Source organism: uncultured Tateyamaria sp. (assembly GCF_947487805.1).
Classification (GTDB): Bacteria; Pseudomonadota; Alphaproteobacteria; order Rhodobacterales; family Rhodobacteraceae; genus Tateyamaria.
This window is the reverse complement of sequence record NZ_CANKXW010000002.1, coordinates 404643-422879: the sequence shown is the minus strand read 5'-3', so window position 1 is coordinate 422879 and position 18237 is coordinate 404643. Positions and strand designations below refer to the sequence as shown.

Sequence of the window (18237 nt, the reverse complement as noted above, 5' to 3'; positions counted from 1 at the left end):
GTCTTGATCGCACGGTGCGCATATCTGGCGGCGGTTGTCGCGCTGATCGGGGGGCAGACTGTTGCGCTGACCCTGACCGATTGCGACCGAACCACGCATATCTCCCATGGGGGAGAGGCGGATCATGTGGATCTGGGTGAGGGCCGTGTGATGTGGCGCGACTGGTGGAGCCAGGAGGGCACGGCGACTTCGTTCACGGTTGTGGACTGTGGCCCCGGCACGGCGCTGACCTTTCGCGCAGCTGAGGACAACATGGGCACGCGCCTACCGTTTGACCGCACCGACAAGGCACTGGCCGTGATCAAGCGCCACGAAAGCGGCGCGCGCGCCTTTGCCACCTTTGACCGCATGGCCGCCGATCTGGACGGCATCGCGCGGGATATCGACATCATCACGCTGGATGCAGAGCCCTGTGCCTGCGCCGCACTCTACCCCGAGGCGCGGGGCGACAAGACAGAATTCATGCTGGGTTAACCGGCATCAGGCGACAAGCGGGGACAGCCCCGGAGGGACGACATGATAGGACTTGAACATTACCTGACAGTGGCGGCGACGCTGTTCGTCATTGGCATCTTCGGGCTATTTCTCAACCGCAAGAACATCATCATCCTGTTGATGAGTATCGAATTGATGCTGCTGGCGGTGAACATAAACCTTGTCGCCTTTTCTAGCTTTCTTGATGACCTCGTGGGGCAGGTGTTCACGCTGTTTGTCCTGACGGTCGCCGCCGCCGAGGCCGCGATTGGTCTGGCCATTCTGGTCTGTTTCTTCCGCAACCGCGGCACCATCGCCGTCGAAGACGTCAACGTGATGAAGGGCTAAAGACTTATGGAAACCATCATCCTCTTTGCCCCGCTGGTTGGCGCGCTGCTTTGTGGCTTTGGCTGGCGCATCTTTGGCGAGATGGCGGCCATGTGGATTGCCACGGGTCTGCTGTTCCTGTCGGCGATCCTGTCCTGGGTTGTGTTCCTGACTTTTGACGGCACGACCGAGCAGATCCAGATCCTGCGCTGGATCGAGAGCGGCTCTCTGAGCACCGATTGGGCGATCCGGCTGGACCGGCTGACCGCAATCATGCTGATCGTGATCACCACGGTGTCGAGCCTCGTGCACCTTTATTCCTTTGGCTACATGGCCGATGACCCGCAGTGGCGCGAAGGCGAAAGCTACAAGCCGCGCTTCTTTGCCTATCTGTCGTTCTTTACCTTTGCGATGTTGATGCTGGTGACGGCGGACAACCTTGTGCAGATGTTCTTTGGCTGGGAAGGCGTGGGCGTCGCGTCCTACCTGTTGATCGGGTTTTATTATCGCAAGCCGTCGGCCAATGCCGCCGCGATCAAGGCGTTTGTGGTGAACCGGGTGGGGGATTTCGGCTTTGCGCTGGGGATCTTTGGCCTGTTCTTCCTCACAGACAGCATCAATTTCGACGATGTGTTTGCGGCAGCGCCCGAGATTGCGCAGACGCAGCTGACATTCCTGTGGACGGACTGGAATGCGGCGAACCTGATTGCGTTCCTGCTGTTCATCGGGGCGATGGGCAAGTCGGCGCAGCTGTTCCTGCACACGTGGCTGCCGGACGCGATGGAGGGGCCGACGCCTGTGTCGGCGCTGATCCACGCGGCGACCATGGTGACGGCAGGCGTGTTCCTTGTCTGCCGCATGTCGCCGTTGATGGAATTCGCGCCCGAGGCGATGGCGTTTGTCACCGTGCTGGGTGCGCTGACCGCGTTCTTTGCCGCGACCGTGGGTCTGGTGCAGACGGACATCAAGCGCGTGATCGCCTATTCGACCTGCTCGCAGCTGGGCTATATGTTCGTGGCCGCCGGCGTCGGCGTCTATTCGGTGGCGATGTTCCACCTGTTCACGCACGCGTTTTTCAAGGCGATGCTGTTCCTTGGTGCCGGGTCGGTGATCCATGCGATGCACCATGAGCAGGACATGACCAACTATGGCGGTCTGCGCAAAAAGATCCCCTATACGTTCTGGGCCATGATGATCGGCACGCTGGCCATCACGGGTGTCGGTATCCCGCTGACGGGGTGGATCGGCTTTGCCGGGTTCGCGTCCAAGGATGCGGTGATCGAAAGCGCTTATATCGGGTCTACCTTTGCCTTCTGGCTCTTGGTGATCGCGGCGCTGTTCACGTCGTTCTATTCATGGCGCCTGATGTTCCTGACCTTCTATGGTGAGGCGCGGGGCGACAAGCACACGCATGATCACGCCCATGAAAGCCCGATGGTCATGTTGATCCCGCTGGGTGTGCTGAGCCTTGGCGCGATGTTTGCGGGTGCGATCTGGTACGGGTCGTTCTTTGGCAAGCCGAACGAGGTGGTCAAGTTCTTTGGCGGGGAGTACACGGCCCCGGCGGAAGAGATCAAAAAGGCCGTGGCCGAGCGCAGCCCGAAAGCCTCCGAGCTGAAATACGTGATGGAGAGCGCGCCGGGTGAGGCAGGCATTTACATGGCCCCCGGAAACACCGTGCTGCACGAGGCGCATTACGTGCCCACATGGGTCAAGCTGTCGCCCTTCGTGGCGATGCTGCTGGGGTTCATCGTGGCCTTCTGGTTTTATATCAAGAACCCGAGCCTGCCTGCGCGACTGGCAGAGAACCAGCGCCCGCTGTACCTGTTCCTCAAGAACAAGTGGTATTTCGACGAGCTTTACAACTTCATCTTTATCCAGCCCGCGCTGTGGATCGGCAGACAGTTGTGGAAGCGCGGCGACGGGGATGTGATTGACGGCACCATCAACGGTGTGTCCATGGGCATCGTGCCCTTCATCACCCGCCTCGCGGGCCGGGCGCAGTCGGGTTACATCTTTACCTATGCCTTTGCCATGGTGATCGGGATCGCGGTTCTGATCACGTGGATGACGCTGAGCGGGGGCGCGCAGTAATGTTGCAGGCCCTTCCGTTTGAATTCTGGGCGATGGTCACAGGCTGCATCGTGTTGATGGCCGTCGCCGCGTTCTTCCTGAGCGCGCCGCAGTGGTGGCAGCGGGGGCTGGCGCGGTCGGCGCTTGTCATCGCGGGGGCCGGGCTTTTTGTCGGCACGCTGACCTACCTGTCGCTCTTTGCTGCCATTCTCATCGTGGTGTTGCCAATGGTGCTGATCATCGCGTTCTTCTCCAACATTTTCGGGGGATTGTTCTAATGGACAACCTTCTTTCCATCGTCACCTTCATGCCCGCCCTTGCGGCGCTGATCCTTGCCGTGTTCCTGCGGGGCGAAGACGAGGCCGCGCAGCGCAATGCCAAGTGGGTGGCGCTGGCCACGACGGGCATCACGTTCATCGCGTCGCTTTTCATCCTGTTCGAATTCGATCCCAACGACACCGGGTTCCAGTTCGTGGAAGAAGGCACATGGATCATGGGCCTGACCTACAAGATGGGGGTCGACGGCATCAGCGTCCTGTTCGTGATGCTGACGACATTCATCATGCCGCTGGTCATTGCCGCATCCTGGTCGGTCACGGACAGGGTCAAGGAATACATGATCGCCTTCCTCCTGTTGGAGACGCTCATGCTGGGCGTGTTCATGGCGCTGGATCTGGTGCTGTTTTACCTGTTCTTTGAGGCCGGTCTGATCCCGATGTTCCTGATCATCGGCATCTGGGGCGGGGCGAACCGCATCTATGCGTCGTTCAAGTTCTTCCTCTATACCTTCCTCGGGTCGGTCCTGATGCTGGTGGCGATGGTAGGCATGTATGCCGATGCGGGCACCACGGATATCGAGGCGCTGCTGAACCACCAATTCGGCACCGAGGCGTTCAGCCTGCTGGGCATTCAACTGGTGGGCGGCATGCAGACGCTGCTGTTCCTTGCCTTCTTTGCCAGCTTTGCCGTCAAGATGCCGATGTGGCCGGTGCATACCTGGCTGCCGGATGCGCACGTGCAGGCGCCCACGGCGGGGTCCGTCGTTCTGGCCGCGATCCTGCTGAAGCTGGGTGGCTATGGATTCATCCGGTTCTCCATCGGCATGTTCCCGGTCGGGTCGGACGTGATGGCGCCGTTGGTTCTGTGGATGTCGGCAATTGCGATTGTCTATACGTCGCTGGTCGCCCTGGTGCAGGAAGACATGAAGAAGCTGATCGCCTATTCGTCCGTCGCGCACATGGGGTTCGTGACGATGGGTATCTTTGCAGCGAACCAGCAGGGTATTGACGGCGCGATTTTCCAGATGCTGTCACACGGCTTTATCTCGGGCGCGCTGTTCCTGTGTGTCGGCGTGATCTATGACCGGATGCACACGCGCGATATCGACGCCTATGGCGGTCTGGTGAACCGGATGCCGGCCTATGCGCTGGTGTTCATGCTGTTCACCATGGCCAATGTCGGCCTGCCGGGCACCTCCGGGTTCGTGGGTGAATTCCTGACGCTGATGGCGGTGTTCCAGGTCAACACCTGGGTGGCGCTGGTGGCGACGTCCGGTGTGATCTTCTCTGCCGCCTATGCGCTGTGGCTCTATCGTCGGGTGGTGATGGGTGATCTTATCAAGGAAAGCCTGAAATCCATCACGGACATGAGCCGCCGCGAGCGCGCGATCTTTGCGCCGCTGGTGGTGATGACGATCCTGCTGGGTGTCTATCCCGCGCTGATCCTTGACATCATTGGGCCCTCAGTGGCCGCCCTTGTGACCCAATACGACACGGCGCTGGCCGCGGCAGAGGCCGCAACCCAGTTCGCCGGGAACTAAGGACATGCATCAATGTCCGACCACTCTGTTTCTTGAGGACTGTACTCATGTCTGCTGATCTGACCATCATCCTGCCCGAAATCCTGCTGGCTGTGTTTGCCATGCTGGGTCTTGTGGTTGCGGTCTATACCACCAAGGACGGCATGGCTTCGGCCCTGCTGTGGGCGACGGCGGCGGTGTTCATCGCCGTGGGCGCGTGGATCGGGTTCACCGGAGAGGGCACGAATGTCGCCTTTAACGGCATGTTCATCGAGGACGCATTTGCACGCTTTGCCAAGGTGACGATACTGCTGTCGGCGGCGGCGGTGCTGTTGATGAGCGAAGGGTACATGACAAGCCGTGGGCTGTTGCGTTTTGAGTACCCGATGCTGGTAGTGCTGGCGGTGGTCGGCATGATGATGATGGTGTCGGCAGGCGATCTGATGGCGCTGTATATGGGGCTCGAGCTGCAATCGCTGGCGCTTTACGTGGTGGCGTCGCTGCGCCGGGAGTCGGTGAAGTCGACCGAGGCGGGCCTGAAGTATTTCGTGCTGGGCGCTTTGTCGTCCGGCCTGCTGCTTTATGGGGCGTCGCTGGTCTATGGCTATGCCGGGACCACGCTGTTTTCCGGCATCGTGCAGGTCGCCGAAGAGGGCGTGTCGCTGGGTCTGCTCTTTGGCCTCGTGTTCCTGATGGCGGGTTTTGCGTTCAAGGTGTCGGCGGTGCCGTTCCACATGTGGACGCCCGACGTCTACGAAGGTTCACCCACCCCGGTAACCGCGTTCTTTGCAACGGCCCCCAAGATTGCGGCCATGGCGCTGTTTGCGCGGGTGATGCATGACGCCTTTGGCGGTGCGGTGGCCGATTGGCAGCAGATCATGGCGATGCTGTCGGTGCTGTCGATGTTCCTTGGCGCCTTTGCCGCGATCGGGCAGACTAATATCAAACGTCTGATGGCGTTCTCGTCGATCGCCCACATGGGCTATGCCCTGATGGGGCTGGCCGCCGGCACCGTGCTGGGCGTTCAGGCGATGCTGGTCTATATGGCGATCTACGTGACCATGAACATCGGCACCTTTGCCTTTATCCTGATGATGGAGAAAGACGGCCAGCCGGTTGTCGATATCGCGTCGCTGAACATGTATGCCAAGCGCGAGCCGGGCAAGGCGTTGGCGATGCTGGTGCTGCTGTTCAGCCTGGCGGGTGTGCCGCCGATGCTGGGCTTCTTCGGCAAGCTTTATGTTTTGCGCGCCGCCTATGAGGGTGGTCTGGCGTGGCTGGCCGTGGCGGGCGTGATCGCGTCGGTGATCGGGGCCTATTACTACCTGCGCATCGTCTTTTTCATGTATTTCGGCGACGCGGATGAGGAACGCCTGAACGGCGGCCGATCCCCGGTTCTTTATGTCATGCTGATGGCCTCGGCGCTGATCATGGTGGTGGGCATCATCAATATGCTGGGTGTCGAAGGGGCCGCAGCCGCAGCGGCGGCAGCGCTGGTCAACTAGGGCCGCGTGACGGATCCGTTGTCGTGACCGGGTGGCCCGAAGGCTATGGGCGGCACGTGCTGGCGCGGGTCGATTCGACCCTTTCGGAGGCCGCGCGCATTGCCCCCGACCTCGGTGCGCCCACCTGGATCCTCGCCCATGAACAGACAGCAGCCCGCGGACGGCGCGGGCGGGCCTGGGCGATGCCGTCGGGCAATTTCGCGGCCACGCTGGTTCTGCCTCTGAGCGAGGCACCGGGGCAGGCGGCCTTGCGGTCCTTTGTGATGTCACTGGCGCTATTCGATGCCTGCGTGGCGGCGACGGGGCGCGCGGACGCATTTGCGCTGAAATGGCCCAATGACGTGCTGCTGCGCCGCGGCAAGATGGCGGGCATCCTGCTGGAAACCATCGGCAGTGGCGCACAGATTACGCATCTGGCCATCGGTGTCGGTGTGAACCTTGCCGCAGCCCCCGGCGCGGATGCGGTTGAACCCGGTGCGCTGGCCCCCGTGGCACTGGCCGTGGAACTTGGCACGCGGGTTGGCCCGGAGGCATTCCTGGACCTGCTGGCGCAGGCCTATGCCCGGCACGAGGACCAATTCCGCACCTTTGGCTTTGCCCCGATCCGCACCGCGTGGCTGGCCCGTGCCGCGCGTCTGGGCGAGGCTATCACCGCCCGCACCACCCGCGACACCTTTCAGGGCACGTTCGCGGATGTGGACGGCGACGGGCAACTTGTTCTAGAGACCGCCAAGGGCCGGGTCACCATCCCGGCGGGCGACGTCTATTTCTGACAGAGGAGAGCGCGCGATGCTCTTGGCGATTGACTGCGGCAACACCAACACCGTGTTTTCCATCTGGGATGGAGAGGCGTTCATCGGCACCTGGCGCACCTCGACCGAGTGGCAGCGCACGGCGGACCAGTACTATGTCTGGCTGTCCACGTTGATGAAGTTCCAGAACATCGACGTCGAGATCACCGATATGATCATCTCGTCCACCGTGCCGCGCGTCGTGTTCAACCTGCGGGTTCTGGCGGATCGCTATTTCAACACGCGGCCCATCGTGGTGGGCAAGCCCGACTGCCTGCTGCCTGTGGGCGTGCGGGTGGACGAAGGCACCCAAGTGGGGCCGGACCGTCTGGTCAACACCGTGGCGGGCTATGACCTTTATGGCGGTGACCTGATCATGGTGGATTTCGGCACGGCCACGACCTTTGACGTGGTGGACAGCGACGGGGCCTATATCGGCGGTGTGATCGCACCCGGCGTGAACCTCAGCCTTGAGGCGCTGCACAATGCCGCCGCCGCCCTGCCGCATGTCGATATCACCAAGCCGCAGGCCGTGATCGGCACCAATACCGTGGCCTGCATGCAATCCGGCGTCTTTTGGGGTTACGTCGGACTGGTGCGTGAGATATGTGCCCGAATTAAAGCGGAGCGCGCCCGTGACATGCGCGTGATCTCGACCGGGGGCCTGGCCCCGCTGTTTCAACAGACCGAGACCCTCTTTGACGCATTCCAGGACGATTTGACGATGCATGGCCTGACGGTCATCCATCGCTACAACAAGGAAAATAACTGAACTCATGAGCAGTGAACGTTTGATCTACCTGCCCCTTGGGGGGGCGGGTGAAATTGGCATGAACGCCTATGTCTATGGCTATGGCAAACCCGATCAGGAACGCCTGATCGTGGTCGACCTTGGCGTGACCTTTCCCGATATGGATGGCAGCCCCGGTGTGGACTTGATCCTGCCGGACATCGCCTGGCTGGCGGAACGCCGCGACCGGATCGAGGGGATTTTCATCACCCACGCCCACGAAGACCATGTAGGCGCCGTCGCCCACACCTATGAACAGCTGCGCGCGCCGATCTATGCGCGCCCCTTTACCGGCAATATCGCGCGTCGCAAGATGGGCGAACATGGCCACGACGAAGAGGCGGTGCAGATCGTTTCGGGCTGGCCCGATCAGGTGCAGGCGGGGCCGTTTCAGGTGGGTTTCCTGCCGATGTCGCATTCCATCCCGGAAAGTGCGGCGCTGATCATCGACAGCCCCGACGGCCGCGTGATCCATTCAGGCGATTTCAAGCTGGACGAGACACCGGTGGTGGGCGAGCCGTTTGATCCGGACCTCTGGGCCGAGGTGAGCAAGGACGGGGTCAAAGCCTTTGTCTGCGACAGCACCAACATCTTTTCGCCCAATCCCGGCCGGTCCGAAGAAACGGTTGGCCCCGAGATCGAAAAGCTGGTGCGCGGTCATACGGATGGCATCGTGGTTGCCACGACCTTTGCGTCCAACGTGGCGCGTGTCAAAACGCTGGCCGAGGCGGGCGCGCGGGCGGGGCGGTCGATCGTCCTGTTGGGCCGTGCGATGCGGCGCATGATCGAGGCGTCGATCGAGACGGGCGTGCTCAAAGACTTCCCCACCGTGGTCAGCCCAGAGGATGCGCGCAATATCCCGCGTGAGAACCTGATGCTGCTGGTGACGGGATCGCAGGGCGAGCGGCGCGCGGCGTCGGCGCAGCTGGCCAATGGCAAGTATATGGGGTTGGAGTTGAAAGAGGGCGATCTGTTCCTGTTCTCGTCCAAGACCATCCCCGGCAATGAACGCGGCGTGATCCGTATCATGAACCAGCTGTCGGAAAAGGGCGTGGATGTGGTAGACGATTCGTCCGGCCTCTATCACGTTTCAGGCCATGCGAACGGGCCGGATCTGGCGCGGTTGCAGGACATCGTGAACCCGCAGATCGTGGTGCCGATGCACGGCGAACACCGCCATCTGCGTGAACACGTCAAGCTGGCCGAGGGCAAGGGGCGTCGCGGCGTTCTGGCCGTCAATGGCATGATGATCGACCTCAGCGGCAATGCGCCGCGCGTGGCCGAGTATATCGAGACCGGGCGCACCTATCTGGACGGGTCGGTGCAGATCGGCGCGCTGGATGGTGTGGTGCGGGACCGGATTCGCATGGCCCTGAACGGGCATGTGCTGGTGACGCTGATCCTCGACGAGGAAGACGAGCCGCTGGGCGAGCCGTGGTGCGAGACAATGGGCCTGCCGGAAACGGGCCGGTCCAAGGCAGCGCTCGTTGAGGTGATGGAACATGACCTGAGCCAGTTCCTGGGCCGGGCCGATGCCAAGACGCTGCGCGACGACGATCCGTTGACCGAAGCGCTGCGCCGGATCGTGCGCAAGACAGGTCAGGACGAGATCGGCAAGAAACCCGAAGTGACGGTCGTGATCAGTCGCATGCACTGAGCCTGCGCAAGGGCGGAGATGAAAAAAGGCGGGCCGTGATGGCCCGCCTTTTTGTCGTTCATATGGGTGGTACGTCAGCTCGCGCGGCGCTGCTCAAAGCTGAGCTCGATAAAGCTGGGCGTGTGATCGCCGAGGCCCACGACCTTGTTGCCACGGTCATCGCGACTGCTGGAGCTGCGGCTGCGGCTGGAGGAGGACCGGCTGGACGACGACTTTGTGGAGGTCGACTTGCTGGCAGGCGCCTTTGCCGGTGCATCCTCTACCGGGGTTTCCGCGGGCGCTTGCGCGGCCTCGGCCGTCTTGGAGCTGGCGCGCGACGTCTTGGGCTTGGGGGCCTCTTCCGTCTCGGTCGCCTTCGCCGGTTTGGCCAGCGGGTTGGCGATGCGCGGGATCTCTTTCTGGATCAGCTTTTCAATGGCGTCGAAGTTCTTTTCGTCGCGCGGCACGCAGATCATCATCGCCTTGCCATCACGGCCCGCTCGGCCCGTGCGTCCGATCCGGTGCACATAGTCCTCGGCATGGCCGGGGACGTCAAAGTTGAACACGTGGCTGACCGACGGTACATCAAGCCCGCGCGCGGCCACGTCAGAGGCGACGAGAAAGCGCAATTCACCGTTGCGGAACCCGTCGAGGGTGCGCGTGCGCTGCGACTGGTCCAGATCGCCATGGATCGGGGCTGCGTCATATTTGTACTTTTTCAAGGACTTGGCGACAATATCCACATCCGTCTTGCGGTTGCAGAAGATGATGGCGTTGGTGCATTTCTCGCCCTCGGCATCGATCAGCATCCGCAGCACCTTGCGCTTTTCCGACGCCTCGCGGTCCTTGCGTGAGCCTTTGAACATCACGACCCCCTGTTCGATCGTCTCGGATGCGGTGGCCTGCCGGGCCACTTCGACGCGTTCGGGGTTGGACAGGAAAGTGTTCGTGATCCGCTCGATCTCGGGCGCCATCGTGGCGGAGAAGAACAGCGTCTGGCGGGTGAATGGCGTCAGGCCAAAGATGCGCTCGATGTCGGGGATGAACCCCATGTCCAGCATCCGGTCCGCTTCGTCCACGACCATGACCTTGACGTCGTTCAGGATCAGCTTGCCGCGTTCGAAATGGTCCAGCAAACGGCCCGGTGTCGCGATCAGGACGTCAACGCCCTTGTCGATCAGGATGTCTTGTTCCTTGAACGAGACACCGCCGATCAGCAGCGCTTTGCTCAGCTTGACGTACTTTGCATAGGTGTCAAAGTTTTCCGCCACCTGTGCGGCCAGTTCGCGTGTCGGGCACAAGACCAGACTGCGCGGCATACGGGCGCGTGCGCGGCCTCGGGCCAGTTGGGTGATAAGGGGCAGGGTAAAGCTCGCCGTCTTGCCGGTGCCGGTCTGGGCAATGCCCAGAACGTCCCGCCCTTCGAGGGCCGGGGGAATCGCGCCCGCCTGAATGGGTGTCGGGCTCTCGTAACCCGCTTCTTCGATGGCTTTGAGGACCTTGGAATTCAGGTTCAGATCAGAAAATTTTGTCATGTATGTCCGTAAGTTGCGGACACTGACTTGGCCCGCGGCATCTGGTGATGTCGGCCCGCACGGCCCAAGTGGAGGCGCGTGGCCCCGACATGCTGCGCGTCCATAGCAAAGGTGCCGGTTGGCGTCAAACCGCTGCGTCGGGGAAGTGTCGCCTCAAAGGCGCATCAAGGTCCAGATCGACCCGGCGCAAGAGGCCCTGCGCGGACAGGCGGGCGCGCATGTCCGGGCTGTCGCCGATCACTTCGTCATAGAAGGCACGCAAGCCGGCCTCGCCCTGTTCTGCCTCAAGCCACTGAAAGAGGTCGTGCAGGGTCATGCCGCCCTTGTCCGGTCCGGTCGCGGGTTTAAGCTCGGAGCGGTAGGACCCCTTGTCGAGCCTGTAGCCATAGGCCGCGCGCCACGCGTCCCAAGTTTTGGCGTGACAATGGGCGAGCGACAGGTCGCCCGGTTCCGCCGCACCCGCCAGCATCTGATCCCCCTGAAAGGCGTTGTGGATCTTGACTGTGATGTCATCAAGGCCGGTGCGCACGAACAGCTTGCCCGCCACATGGCTGACGAACCCGCCTTTGAGGTGTTTGCCAAAGGTTGGATAGAGCGCCGCGACCCTGGCCTGTCTGCTGCCGTCCGAGGGGATGAACGCCTTGAAGGCATCTGACGCGCCGCCCAGCTGTTCCATGGGTCGGACGCGGGCGGAAGTTGTGGTGGCGGGGACAGAGGACAGGGCCGCGGCCACGTTGTCCTCTGGCACCAGGAATTCGTCCACATCCATGTGGATCAGCCAGTCAACTTCGGACTTGCGGGCATAGGCGTGGGTGGCGTTCAGGGTCTGGCGGGCCTGATGCTTGTCCGGGCGGCGGCCCATCAGACGCTTCCAGTGCGCCGCGTCACAGGTTTGCACCCGCACCTTGGGATGGGCCTTGAGCGCGGCATAGGCATCCGGCGTGTCCGCATCGAGATAGAGGTAGAGCCGGTGCGCGCCCTGATCGAGGTGATAGGCGGCAAAGCGCAGGATGTCGGGTGTGGGTGCCAGGATCGTGGCGGTCAGGCCCCATGTTGTCACGGTTCAATGCTCCAGCTTGCCAAAGAACCGCGCGACCTTGGCATCAAGGTCGAGGCGGGCCGACACCAGCATGCCATGGGCGGCCATCAGGTCAAGCCGTTCCGGCGTGGCCCCGCACATTTCCGCATGAAACCGGCGCAGCGCGTCCGCGTCCGGATCATCCATCAGCGCGCGGATCAGGTGGCCCAGCGGGTTCAGGTGCCCCTTGCGGTCATGGTAGCTGCCCTTGGTGAGGCGATAGGCCAGATGCCGCTGAAATGTCTCGAAATCCGGCGCGTGGGCGTGGCCCAGGTCGAGGCGGGGTATGGTCGTGCCGCCGCGCACGATCTTGCCGCGCAGGCGCAGGGCATGGATGCCGAACCGGATGTCTTCCAGCCCGCGACGCGCGATCACCTTGGGGCTGAGCGTGCTGATGAACCCGCCCGGAACGTGTTCGCCGAATGTGGGATAGACGCGGCGTTTCGTGGCCCCGCCGACGGGGCGCTTGAAATGCCGCGTTGCGCCCCAGTCGTCCAGCATCTCGCACGGGTCCACCGAGACGTGGCTGGCCTGCGGATCGACGGCGGCCAGCAGGTCGGTCATGGGGGCGGGCGGCAACAGCAGCTCGTCCACGTCGATATGAGCCAGCCAGTCGAGCGCAATGATCCGGTAGACCCGCGTGGCGTTGAACGCCTGCCGCATCTGGTGCGTTTCGCGGGCGCGGTTGGGTTTGCCCTGCCAATAGGCGTCGTCGCATTGGGTGAACCGGACCTTGGGATGTGCCAGCCGTTCGGCGAGGGCCAAGTCCGGCACGTCCAGATGGATATGGATGCGGTGCGCGCCCAGATCGAGGTGATGGGCGATGAACTCGGCCACCTTGCGCAGGGGCGCCTTGACCGTCGACACGATGCCCCAACGCAGGTGGTCCGGTCTGGTTTCGACCGGCTGCGGCACGGGGACGATCAGCGGATCGGCCATCCCGTCAGACCATCATTTCCTTGGTCGCGGTCAGCGTCACGTCCGGGTAATCGCGGCCAACGCGGTCGATATCCCATTGCAGACGCGTCAGGTAAACGATGTCGCCATCGTGGTCATGCGCGATGTGTTGTTTGTTGCTTTCGGTAAACTTATCAACGGCTTGTTTGTCGCCGCTCACCCATCGGGCCGAGGTGAACTGCGATTGTTCGAACCGCACGGGCAGCCCGTACTCCAGCTCGATCCGGCTGGCCAGCACTTCGAATTGCAAGGCGCCCACGACACCCACGATAAAGCCCGATCCGATGGAGGGTTTGAATACCTTGGCGGCCCCTTCCTCGGCGAATTGCATCAGCGCCTTCTCGAGGTGCTTGGCCTTCATCGGGTCGCCCGCGCGCACGCCTTGCAGCAGTTCGGGGGCAAAGGAGGGGATGCCGGTGACGCGCAGCGCTTCGCCTTCGGTCAGCGTATCGCCGATGCGCAACTGGCCGTGGTTGGGGATGCCGATGATGTCGCCGGCCCAGGCCTCTTCGGCCAGTTCGCGGTCAGAGGCGAGGAACATCACCGGATTGCTGATCGCCATCGGTTTCTTGGACCGCACATGGGTCAGCTTCATGCCGCGTTTGAAATGCCCCGACGCCATCCGCAGGAAAGCAACGCGGTCGCGGTGCTTGGGATCCATGTTCGCCTGAACTTTGAAGACAAAGCCGGAAACCTTTGTTTCTTCTGGTAAAATCTGCCTTGGCTCCGCGCTTTGGATTTGCGGCTGCGGGCCGTAGGTGGCGATGCCGTCCATCAGCTCCTTGACCCCGAAGGAGTTGATGGCAGAGCCGAACCAGATGGGCGTCAGCGTGCCTTGCAGCATCGCCTCAGGGTCGAGCGGAGGCAGTAATTCCCGCGCCATTTCAAGCTCTTCGCGCAGTTGGTTCAACTGATCTTCGGGCACGTGTTCGGCCAGTTTTGGATCGTCCAGCCCATTGATCTCGATGCTTTCAGCGACCTTGTTGCGGTCGGCGCGGTCCATCAGCTCAAGGCGGTCGCGCAGGATGTCGTAGCAGCCGATGAAATCCCGACCCACCCCGATGGGCCAGCTGGCCGGGGTCACGTCAATGGCCAGGTTTTCCTGAATTTCGTCAATGATCTCAAAGACGTCGCGGCTTTCGCGGTCCATCTTGTTACAGAAGGTCAGGATCGGCAGGTCGCGCAGGCGGCACACCTCAAAGAGTTTTTGCGTCTGGCTTTCCACACCCTTCGCGCCATCAATCACCATGATTGCCGCATCGACCGCCGTGAGCGTGCGATAGGTGTCTTCGGAGAAGTCCGAGTGACCGGGCGTGTCCACAAGATTGAAGCGGAACGTGTTGGATTTGTTGGTAAAATCGAACGACATGGCCGAGGCGGACACGGAAATGCCCCGGTCCTTTTCCATGGCCATGAAATCCGACCGCGTGCGCCGCGCCTCGCCCTTGGCGCGCACCTGTCCGGCCATCTGGATGGCACCGCCAAAGAGCAGGAATTTCTCGGTCAGCGTCGTCTTGCCCGCATCCGGGTGCGAAATGATCGCAAAGGTGCGGCGACGGGCGATTTCGGGGGGCAGTTCGGGGCGATTGTCCAGCATGCCCGCCCTATAGCGGGGCCAGTGTTGCGGGGCAAGCGGCGGCATATCTCCGCGACGCCTGAGGCTCATGCCAAAAACTGTCAGCAGTGCCGCTTAGACCTGTCCGTGTCACACCGTAGGAGGGTATCATGACATTGAACGAGATTGCACAGGAACTGGTTGCAGGCTGCCGCGAGAACCGCGCCCATGAGAACCTTGACGCGCTCTATGCTGCGGACGCGGTGTCGGTGGAGGCGCTGGACAACGGGATGGGCCGCGAAGCGCAGGGGATCGAAGCGATCCGGGGCAAACATGCCTGGTGGGATGCCACGTTCGAGGTGATGGGCGGCCAGATTTCCGACCCGATGCCGCATGGCGATGACCGCTTTGCCGTGATTTTCGAGATGACGGCCAAGCACAAGGAATCCGGTGAGGTCAGCGACATGAAAGAGGTCGCCCTCTATACTGTCGGTGACGGCAAGATCGTGCGCGAAGAGTTCTTTTACGGGGCGTGAGCCTTTAGCGCGTACTGGCCCGGCGCAGGATTTCTGCGGCGTCGGGCCGGTCAAGCAGGGTTTCGGTCACGTCAAGGCCAGACAAGCCCGCGTCCGTGTGCTCTGTCAGGCGGTCAGACAACTCTTCGGGCACCACGGGTTTGGTGCGGGTGTCGATCAGCATGGATTCCGCGGCGATCCCTTCGGCATAGATGATCTGATGCGTGTCAAAGAGCAGTTCGAAATAGTCGACGAAGCCGCCGTCCTGCACCACCACGCTGTCGCCGTTCACGAGGTGGCGTGCCTTGATCAGCAATTCGGAGCGGCCCGCGCCAAGGCGGTCCTTGCGTTGGTAGATGAACAGGCGGTGGTCCGGCGACACGATCAGGTCGCGGTCATTGTTCAGGGTGCCTGCGCGGATGCAGATGGGGGCAAAATCGCCCACCGCACGCACGGTGCTTTGCCCGATCCAGCGGACTTCCTGCACGCCGTCATTGCGCGTCAGGATGCGGTCGCCGATGGTCAGATCCTCGATCGGGGTCTGCGCGCCGGAGGCCAGGGTGATATGGGTGCCGCGGGTAAAGCGGGCGCAGGCGAGATGCGCGAACTTGGTGCGCGCGCTATCCTGATCGGTGCCAACCAGCGCATAGGCGGTGCGCGGCGCAAGGCTGGCCAACGGCAGCAGGTAGATATCGGCGATGTCGCCCATCCCGTCGACTTCGACCAGCACGATGGCGTCGGTGATCTGCCCGTCGGGCGACATCAGCGTCAGCGCGCAATCGAGATGGATGGCGGCACCGGGTGTGCCGAGCCTGCTGGTTTCGGCCACGGTCAGGTGGCTGGCATCGGTCGCATGCAGGGTCAGGGGCTGCGTCAATGCGGACCCGTCCAGCATATAGACATCGTCAAGCATCAGGTCGTCCATGACCGACAGTGCATCGCCAAGGTTGGCGCCGTGGCTCACGCAGAACGCCTCGGCCCTGTAGACAGGCAGGCTTTGCGGTGGAGAATGGGCGGGCCGTGTCATGGGTATTGATGTCTTGCCTTGTTGCAGACCGACCTAACCTAGAATTGTGGCGGGCATCGGTCAACGGTTCGGTCTTTTGCTGGCGCATTGGTGAACAGGCCGTTACCTCTTGGAACATATCTGGACGGGAGAGACATCATGGATCTGGGAATTGCGGGCAAGCGGGCGGTGGTCTGTGCGTCGTCAAAGGGGCTGGGGCTGGGTTGTGCGGAGGCGTTGGCAGAGGCGGGAGTGCATCTGGTGATGAACAGCAGGGGCCCGGAAGCGCTTGAGGCTGCGGCCGACCGCTTGCGCGACACCTACGGGGTCGACGTGACGACGGTAGCGGCGGATGTCACCACGCCCGACGGACAGGCGGCCCTGATAGAGGCGGCGGGCGATGCGGACATTCTGGTCAACAACGCGGGCGGCCCGCCCCCCGGCATGTGGCACGATTGGGACCGGGATGATTTCATTGCGGCACTCGATGCCAACATGCTGACGCCCATTGCGCTGATCAAGGCGCTGGTGCCGGGGATGATGGAACGCGGCTGGGGCAGGGTGGTCAACATCACCTCGCAATCGGTCAAGGCGCCGATCCCCGTGCTGGGTCTGTCGAATTCCGCGCGTGCGGGTTTGACTGGCTATGTGGCGGGCACGTCGCGGCAGGTGGCGGGCAAGGGGGTGACGATCAACAACCTGCTGCCAGGCATCCATGCAACCGACCGGGCCGACGCGCTGGATGGCGGCGTGGTCGCGGCGCAGGGGATCACGTTGGAGGAGGCCCGCGCGGCCCGTTCCGCCACGATCCCCGCCGGGCGGTACGGCACGCGCGAGGAGTTCGGGGCGGCCTGCGCTTTCCTGTGTTCTCAGCATGCGGGGTTCATTGTCGGTCAGAACCTGTTGCTGGATGGCGGGGCCACGGTGGCCACGATCTGATGGCCAAGGCGGCACCGACATTTTCGTTGAAGGATCAGCTGTTTAACGCGGAAAGCCTGGGCGATCTGGCGGAGGAATACGCCCGTGCGGTCCCCGGGTTTGATGCCCGTGCTTTTCACAGTGCGGCCCTGTCCGGGGTGGCGGATCGGTCGTTGATGGACTGTTTGGATTGGTTTGCGGACTGTCTGGAGCCCTATCTTGCGCGGGATTTTCCCGTCATGGCGGACCAGATCGAAGCAGCGATGCCCGCGCCTCTGGATCCGTCCCTGCGCGATGATGATTTCGGGCGGTTCATTCATGCGGTGCCGGGCGTTCTGGCGGTGCGCCACGGGCTGGAGGATCACCGCGAACGGGCGCTGGATCTGCTATATGCGGCGACGCAGCGGTTCTCGATGGAGTTCTATATTCGCCCGTTTCTGAACCGGTGGCCGGCGGAGACGCTGGGGCGGCTGGATCAATGGGCGGGAGATTCGAATTACCACGTGCGGCGGTTGGTGAGCGAGGGGACACGGCCGAAATTGCCCTGGGCGCGCAAGATGACGCTGTCGCTTGCGCAGAGCCTGCCCTTGCTGGATCGGTTGCAGGCGGATGGCACGCGGTTCGTGACACGATCGGTGGCGAACCATCTCAATGACGTGGCCAAGACGAACGCGGACGCGGTTCTGGCGCGTTTGGCCGCGTGGGAGGCCCTGGGCACGCAAGCACCGAAGGAGCGCGACTGGATGCGCCGGCATGCTTTGAGGACCCTGATCAAGGACGGGCATCCGGGCGCGATGGAGATGCTGGGATATCGCGGAGACGCACCTGTCGAAGTGGTGCTGGAGGTGCCGCAGCCCCGAGTGGTATTGGGGGAAGCGCTGTCGTTCGAGGTGACATTGACTGCACCGGAGGTGGTGCCGGTGCTGGTGGACTACAGGATCCGGTTTGCCCGGCCAAACGGGCGCAGCGGCGAGAAAGTGTTCAAGCTGAAGGTCGGGCAAGTGGGGCCGGGCAAGCCGCTGGTACTGAAGAAGCTGCACAAGCTGAAAGCGAATGCGACCACGTTTGAATTGCATCCCGGTCGCCATGGACTGGTGGTGCAGGTGAACGGGGTGGACCGGGCGGAGACGTCGTTTGATATTGTGTGAGGTCGGGGGCGGGTCTGTTTTGCTGACGCAAAAGGCGCCCGCCCACCGACCCTGACAGCAGATCACAAAACTGTTTGTGGGCTGTTCGGGTGCGGGGTGGGCTGCTAGGTCGCGGTCACGACCACAGCGAA

At 62.5% G+C, this 18237-nt stretch carries 17 protein-coding genes; 12 read left to right on the top strand and 5 right to left on the bottom strand.

Annotated elements, in window-relative coordinates; all coding sequences use genetic code 11:
- The first annotated feature begins 3 nt into the window (after positions 1–3).
- From Q0949_RS07645 to Q0949_RS07605, 9 genes are read left to right on the top strand one after another with little or no spacing between them, the layout of a single operon-like run.
- Positions 4–474: a hypothetical protein gene (locus Q0949_RS07645; RefSeq protein WP_299370204.1), complete on the top strand. Its 471-nt coding sequence runs from the start codon at positions 4–6 to the stop codon at positions 472–474.
- Between the two features lie 42 nt (positions 475–516).
- Positions 517–822 (top strand): NADH-quinone oxidoreductase subunit NuoK, encoded by a 306-nt coding sequence (gene nuoK / locus Q0949_RS07640; RefSeq protein WP_011569388.1) that lies wholly within the window; start codon positions 517–519, stop codon positions 820–822.
- Positions 823–828: 6 nt separating this feature from the next.
- Entirely contained in the window at positions 829–2895 is a 2067-nt protein-coding gene (gene nuoL / locus Q0949_RS07635; RefSeq protein ID WP_299370202.1) for an NADH-quinone oxidoreductase subunit L, read from the top strand.
- Positions 2895–3152: a hypothetical protein gene (locus Q0949_RS07630; protein ID WP_299370200.1), complete on the top strand. Its 258-nt coding sequence runs from the start codon at positions 2895–2897 to the stop codon at positions 3150–3152. Before nuoL ends, Q0949_RS07630 begins: the two co-directional genes overlap by 1 nt.
- Positions 3152–4693, top strand: coding sequence for an NADH-quinone oxidoreductase subunit M (locus Q0949_RS07625; RefSeq protein ID WP_299370198.1), 1542 nt, complete (start codon positions 3152–3154; stop codon positions 4691–4693). The genes Q0949_RS07630 and Q0949_RS07625 overlap by 1 nt, the downstream gene beginning before the upstream one ends.
- A 47-nt stretch (positions 4694–4740) precedes the next feature.
- Complete coding sequence (gene nuoN, locus Q0949_RS07620; protein WP_299370196.1) at positions 4741–6177, top strand: NADH-quinone oxidoreductase subunit NuoN; 1437 nt, start codon at positions 4741–4743, stop codon at positions 6175–6177.
- Positions 6178–6200: 23 nt separating this feature from the next.
- Positions 6201–6950, top strand: coding sequence for a biotin--[acetyl-CoA-carboxylase] ligase (locus Q0949_RS07615; RefSeq protein ID WP_299370194.1), 750 nt, complete (start codon positions 6201–6203; stop codon positions 6948–6950).
- Positions 6951–6966: 16 nt separating this feature from the next.
- Positions 6967–7740, top strand: coding sequence for a type III pantothenate kinase (locus Q0949_RS07610; protein WP_299370192.1), 774 nt, complete (start codon positions 6967–6969; stop codon positions 7738–7740).
- Positions 7741–7744: 4 nt separating this feature from the next.
- Positions 7745–9415, top strand: a complete 1671-nt coding sequence (locus Q0949_RS07605; protein ID WP_299370190.1) for a ribonuclease J — start codon at positions 7745–7747, stop codon at positions 9413–9415.
- 74 nt (positions 9416–9489) lie between these two features.
- On the opposite strand, the gene Q0949_RS07600 is transcribed toward Q0949_RS07605, so the two are convergent.
- From Q0949_RS07600 to Q0949_RS07585, 4 genes are all read right to left on the bottom strand, one after another.
- Positions 9490–10929, bottom strand: a complete 1440-nt coding sequence (locus Q0949_RS07600) for a DEAD/DEAH box helicase (protein ID WP_299370188.1) — start codon at positions 10927–10929, stop codon at positions 9490–9492.
- Between the two features lie 124 nt (positions 10930–11053).
- Positions 11054–11989 (bottom strand): glycosyltransferase family 2 protein, encoded by a 936-nt coding sequence (locus tag Q0949_RS07595; RefSeq protein ID WP_299370186.1) that lies wholly within the window; start codon positions 11987–11989, stop codon positions 11054–11056.
- A gap of 3 nt (positions 11990–11992) precedes the next feature.
- Complete coding sequence (locus Q0949_RS07590; RefSeq protein ID WP_299370184.1) at positions 11993–12946, bottom strand: glycosyltransferase family 2 protein; 954 nt, start codon at positions 12944–12946, stop codon at positions 11993–11995.
- A gap of 4 nt (positions 12947–12950) precedes the next feature.
- Positions 12951–14561 (bottom strand): peptide chain release factor 3, encoded by a 1611-nt coding sequence (locus Q0949_RS07585; protein WP_299370182.1) that lies wholly within the window; start codon positions 14559–14561, stop codon positions 12951–12953.
- Between the two features lie 128 nt (positions 14562–14689).
- Between Q0949_RS07585 and Q0949_RS07580 the strand changes: the two genes are divergently transcribed.
- Complete coding sequence (locus Q0949_RS07580; protein ID WP_299370180.1) at positions 14690–15055, top strand: nuclear transport factor 2 family protein; 366 nt, start codon at positions 14690–14692, stop codon at positions 15053–15055.
- 4 nt (positions 15056–15059) lie between these two features.
- On the opposite strand, the gene Q0949_RS07575 is transcribed toward Q0949_RS07580, so the two are convergent.
- Positions 15060–16061 (bottom strand): Hint domain-containing protein, encoded by a 1002-nt coding sequence (locus Q0949_RS07575; protein WP_299370178.1) that lies wholly within the window; start codon positions 16059–16061, stop codon positions 15060–15062.
- A gap of 138 nt (positions 16062–16199) precedes the next feature.
- Between Q0949_RS07575 and Q0949_RS07570 the strand changes: the two genes are divergently transcribed.
- Together Q0949_RS07570 and Q0949_RS07565 are read left to right on the top strand one after the other, a co-directional pair.
- Entirely contained in the window at positions 16200–16979 is a 780-nt protein-coding gene (locus tag Q0949_RS07570) for an SDR family oxidoreductase (protein ID WP_299370176.1), read from the top strand.
- Positions 16979–18106 carry a DNA alkylation repair protein gene (locus Q0949_RS07565; RefSeq protein ID WP_299370174.1) on the top strand — a complete coding sequence of 376 codons (1128 nt, stop codon included), beginning with the start codon at positions 16979–16981 and terminating at the stop codon, positions 18104–18106. The genes Q0949_RS07570 and Q0949_RS07565 overlap by 1 nt, the downstream gene beginning before the upstream one ends.
- Positions 18107–18237: the final 131 nt, after the last annotated feature.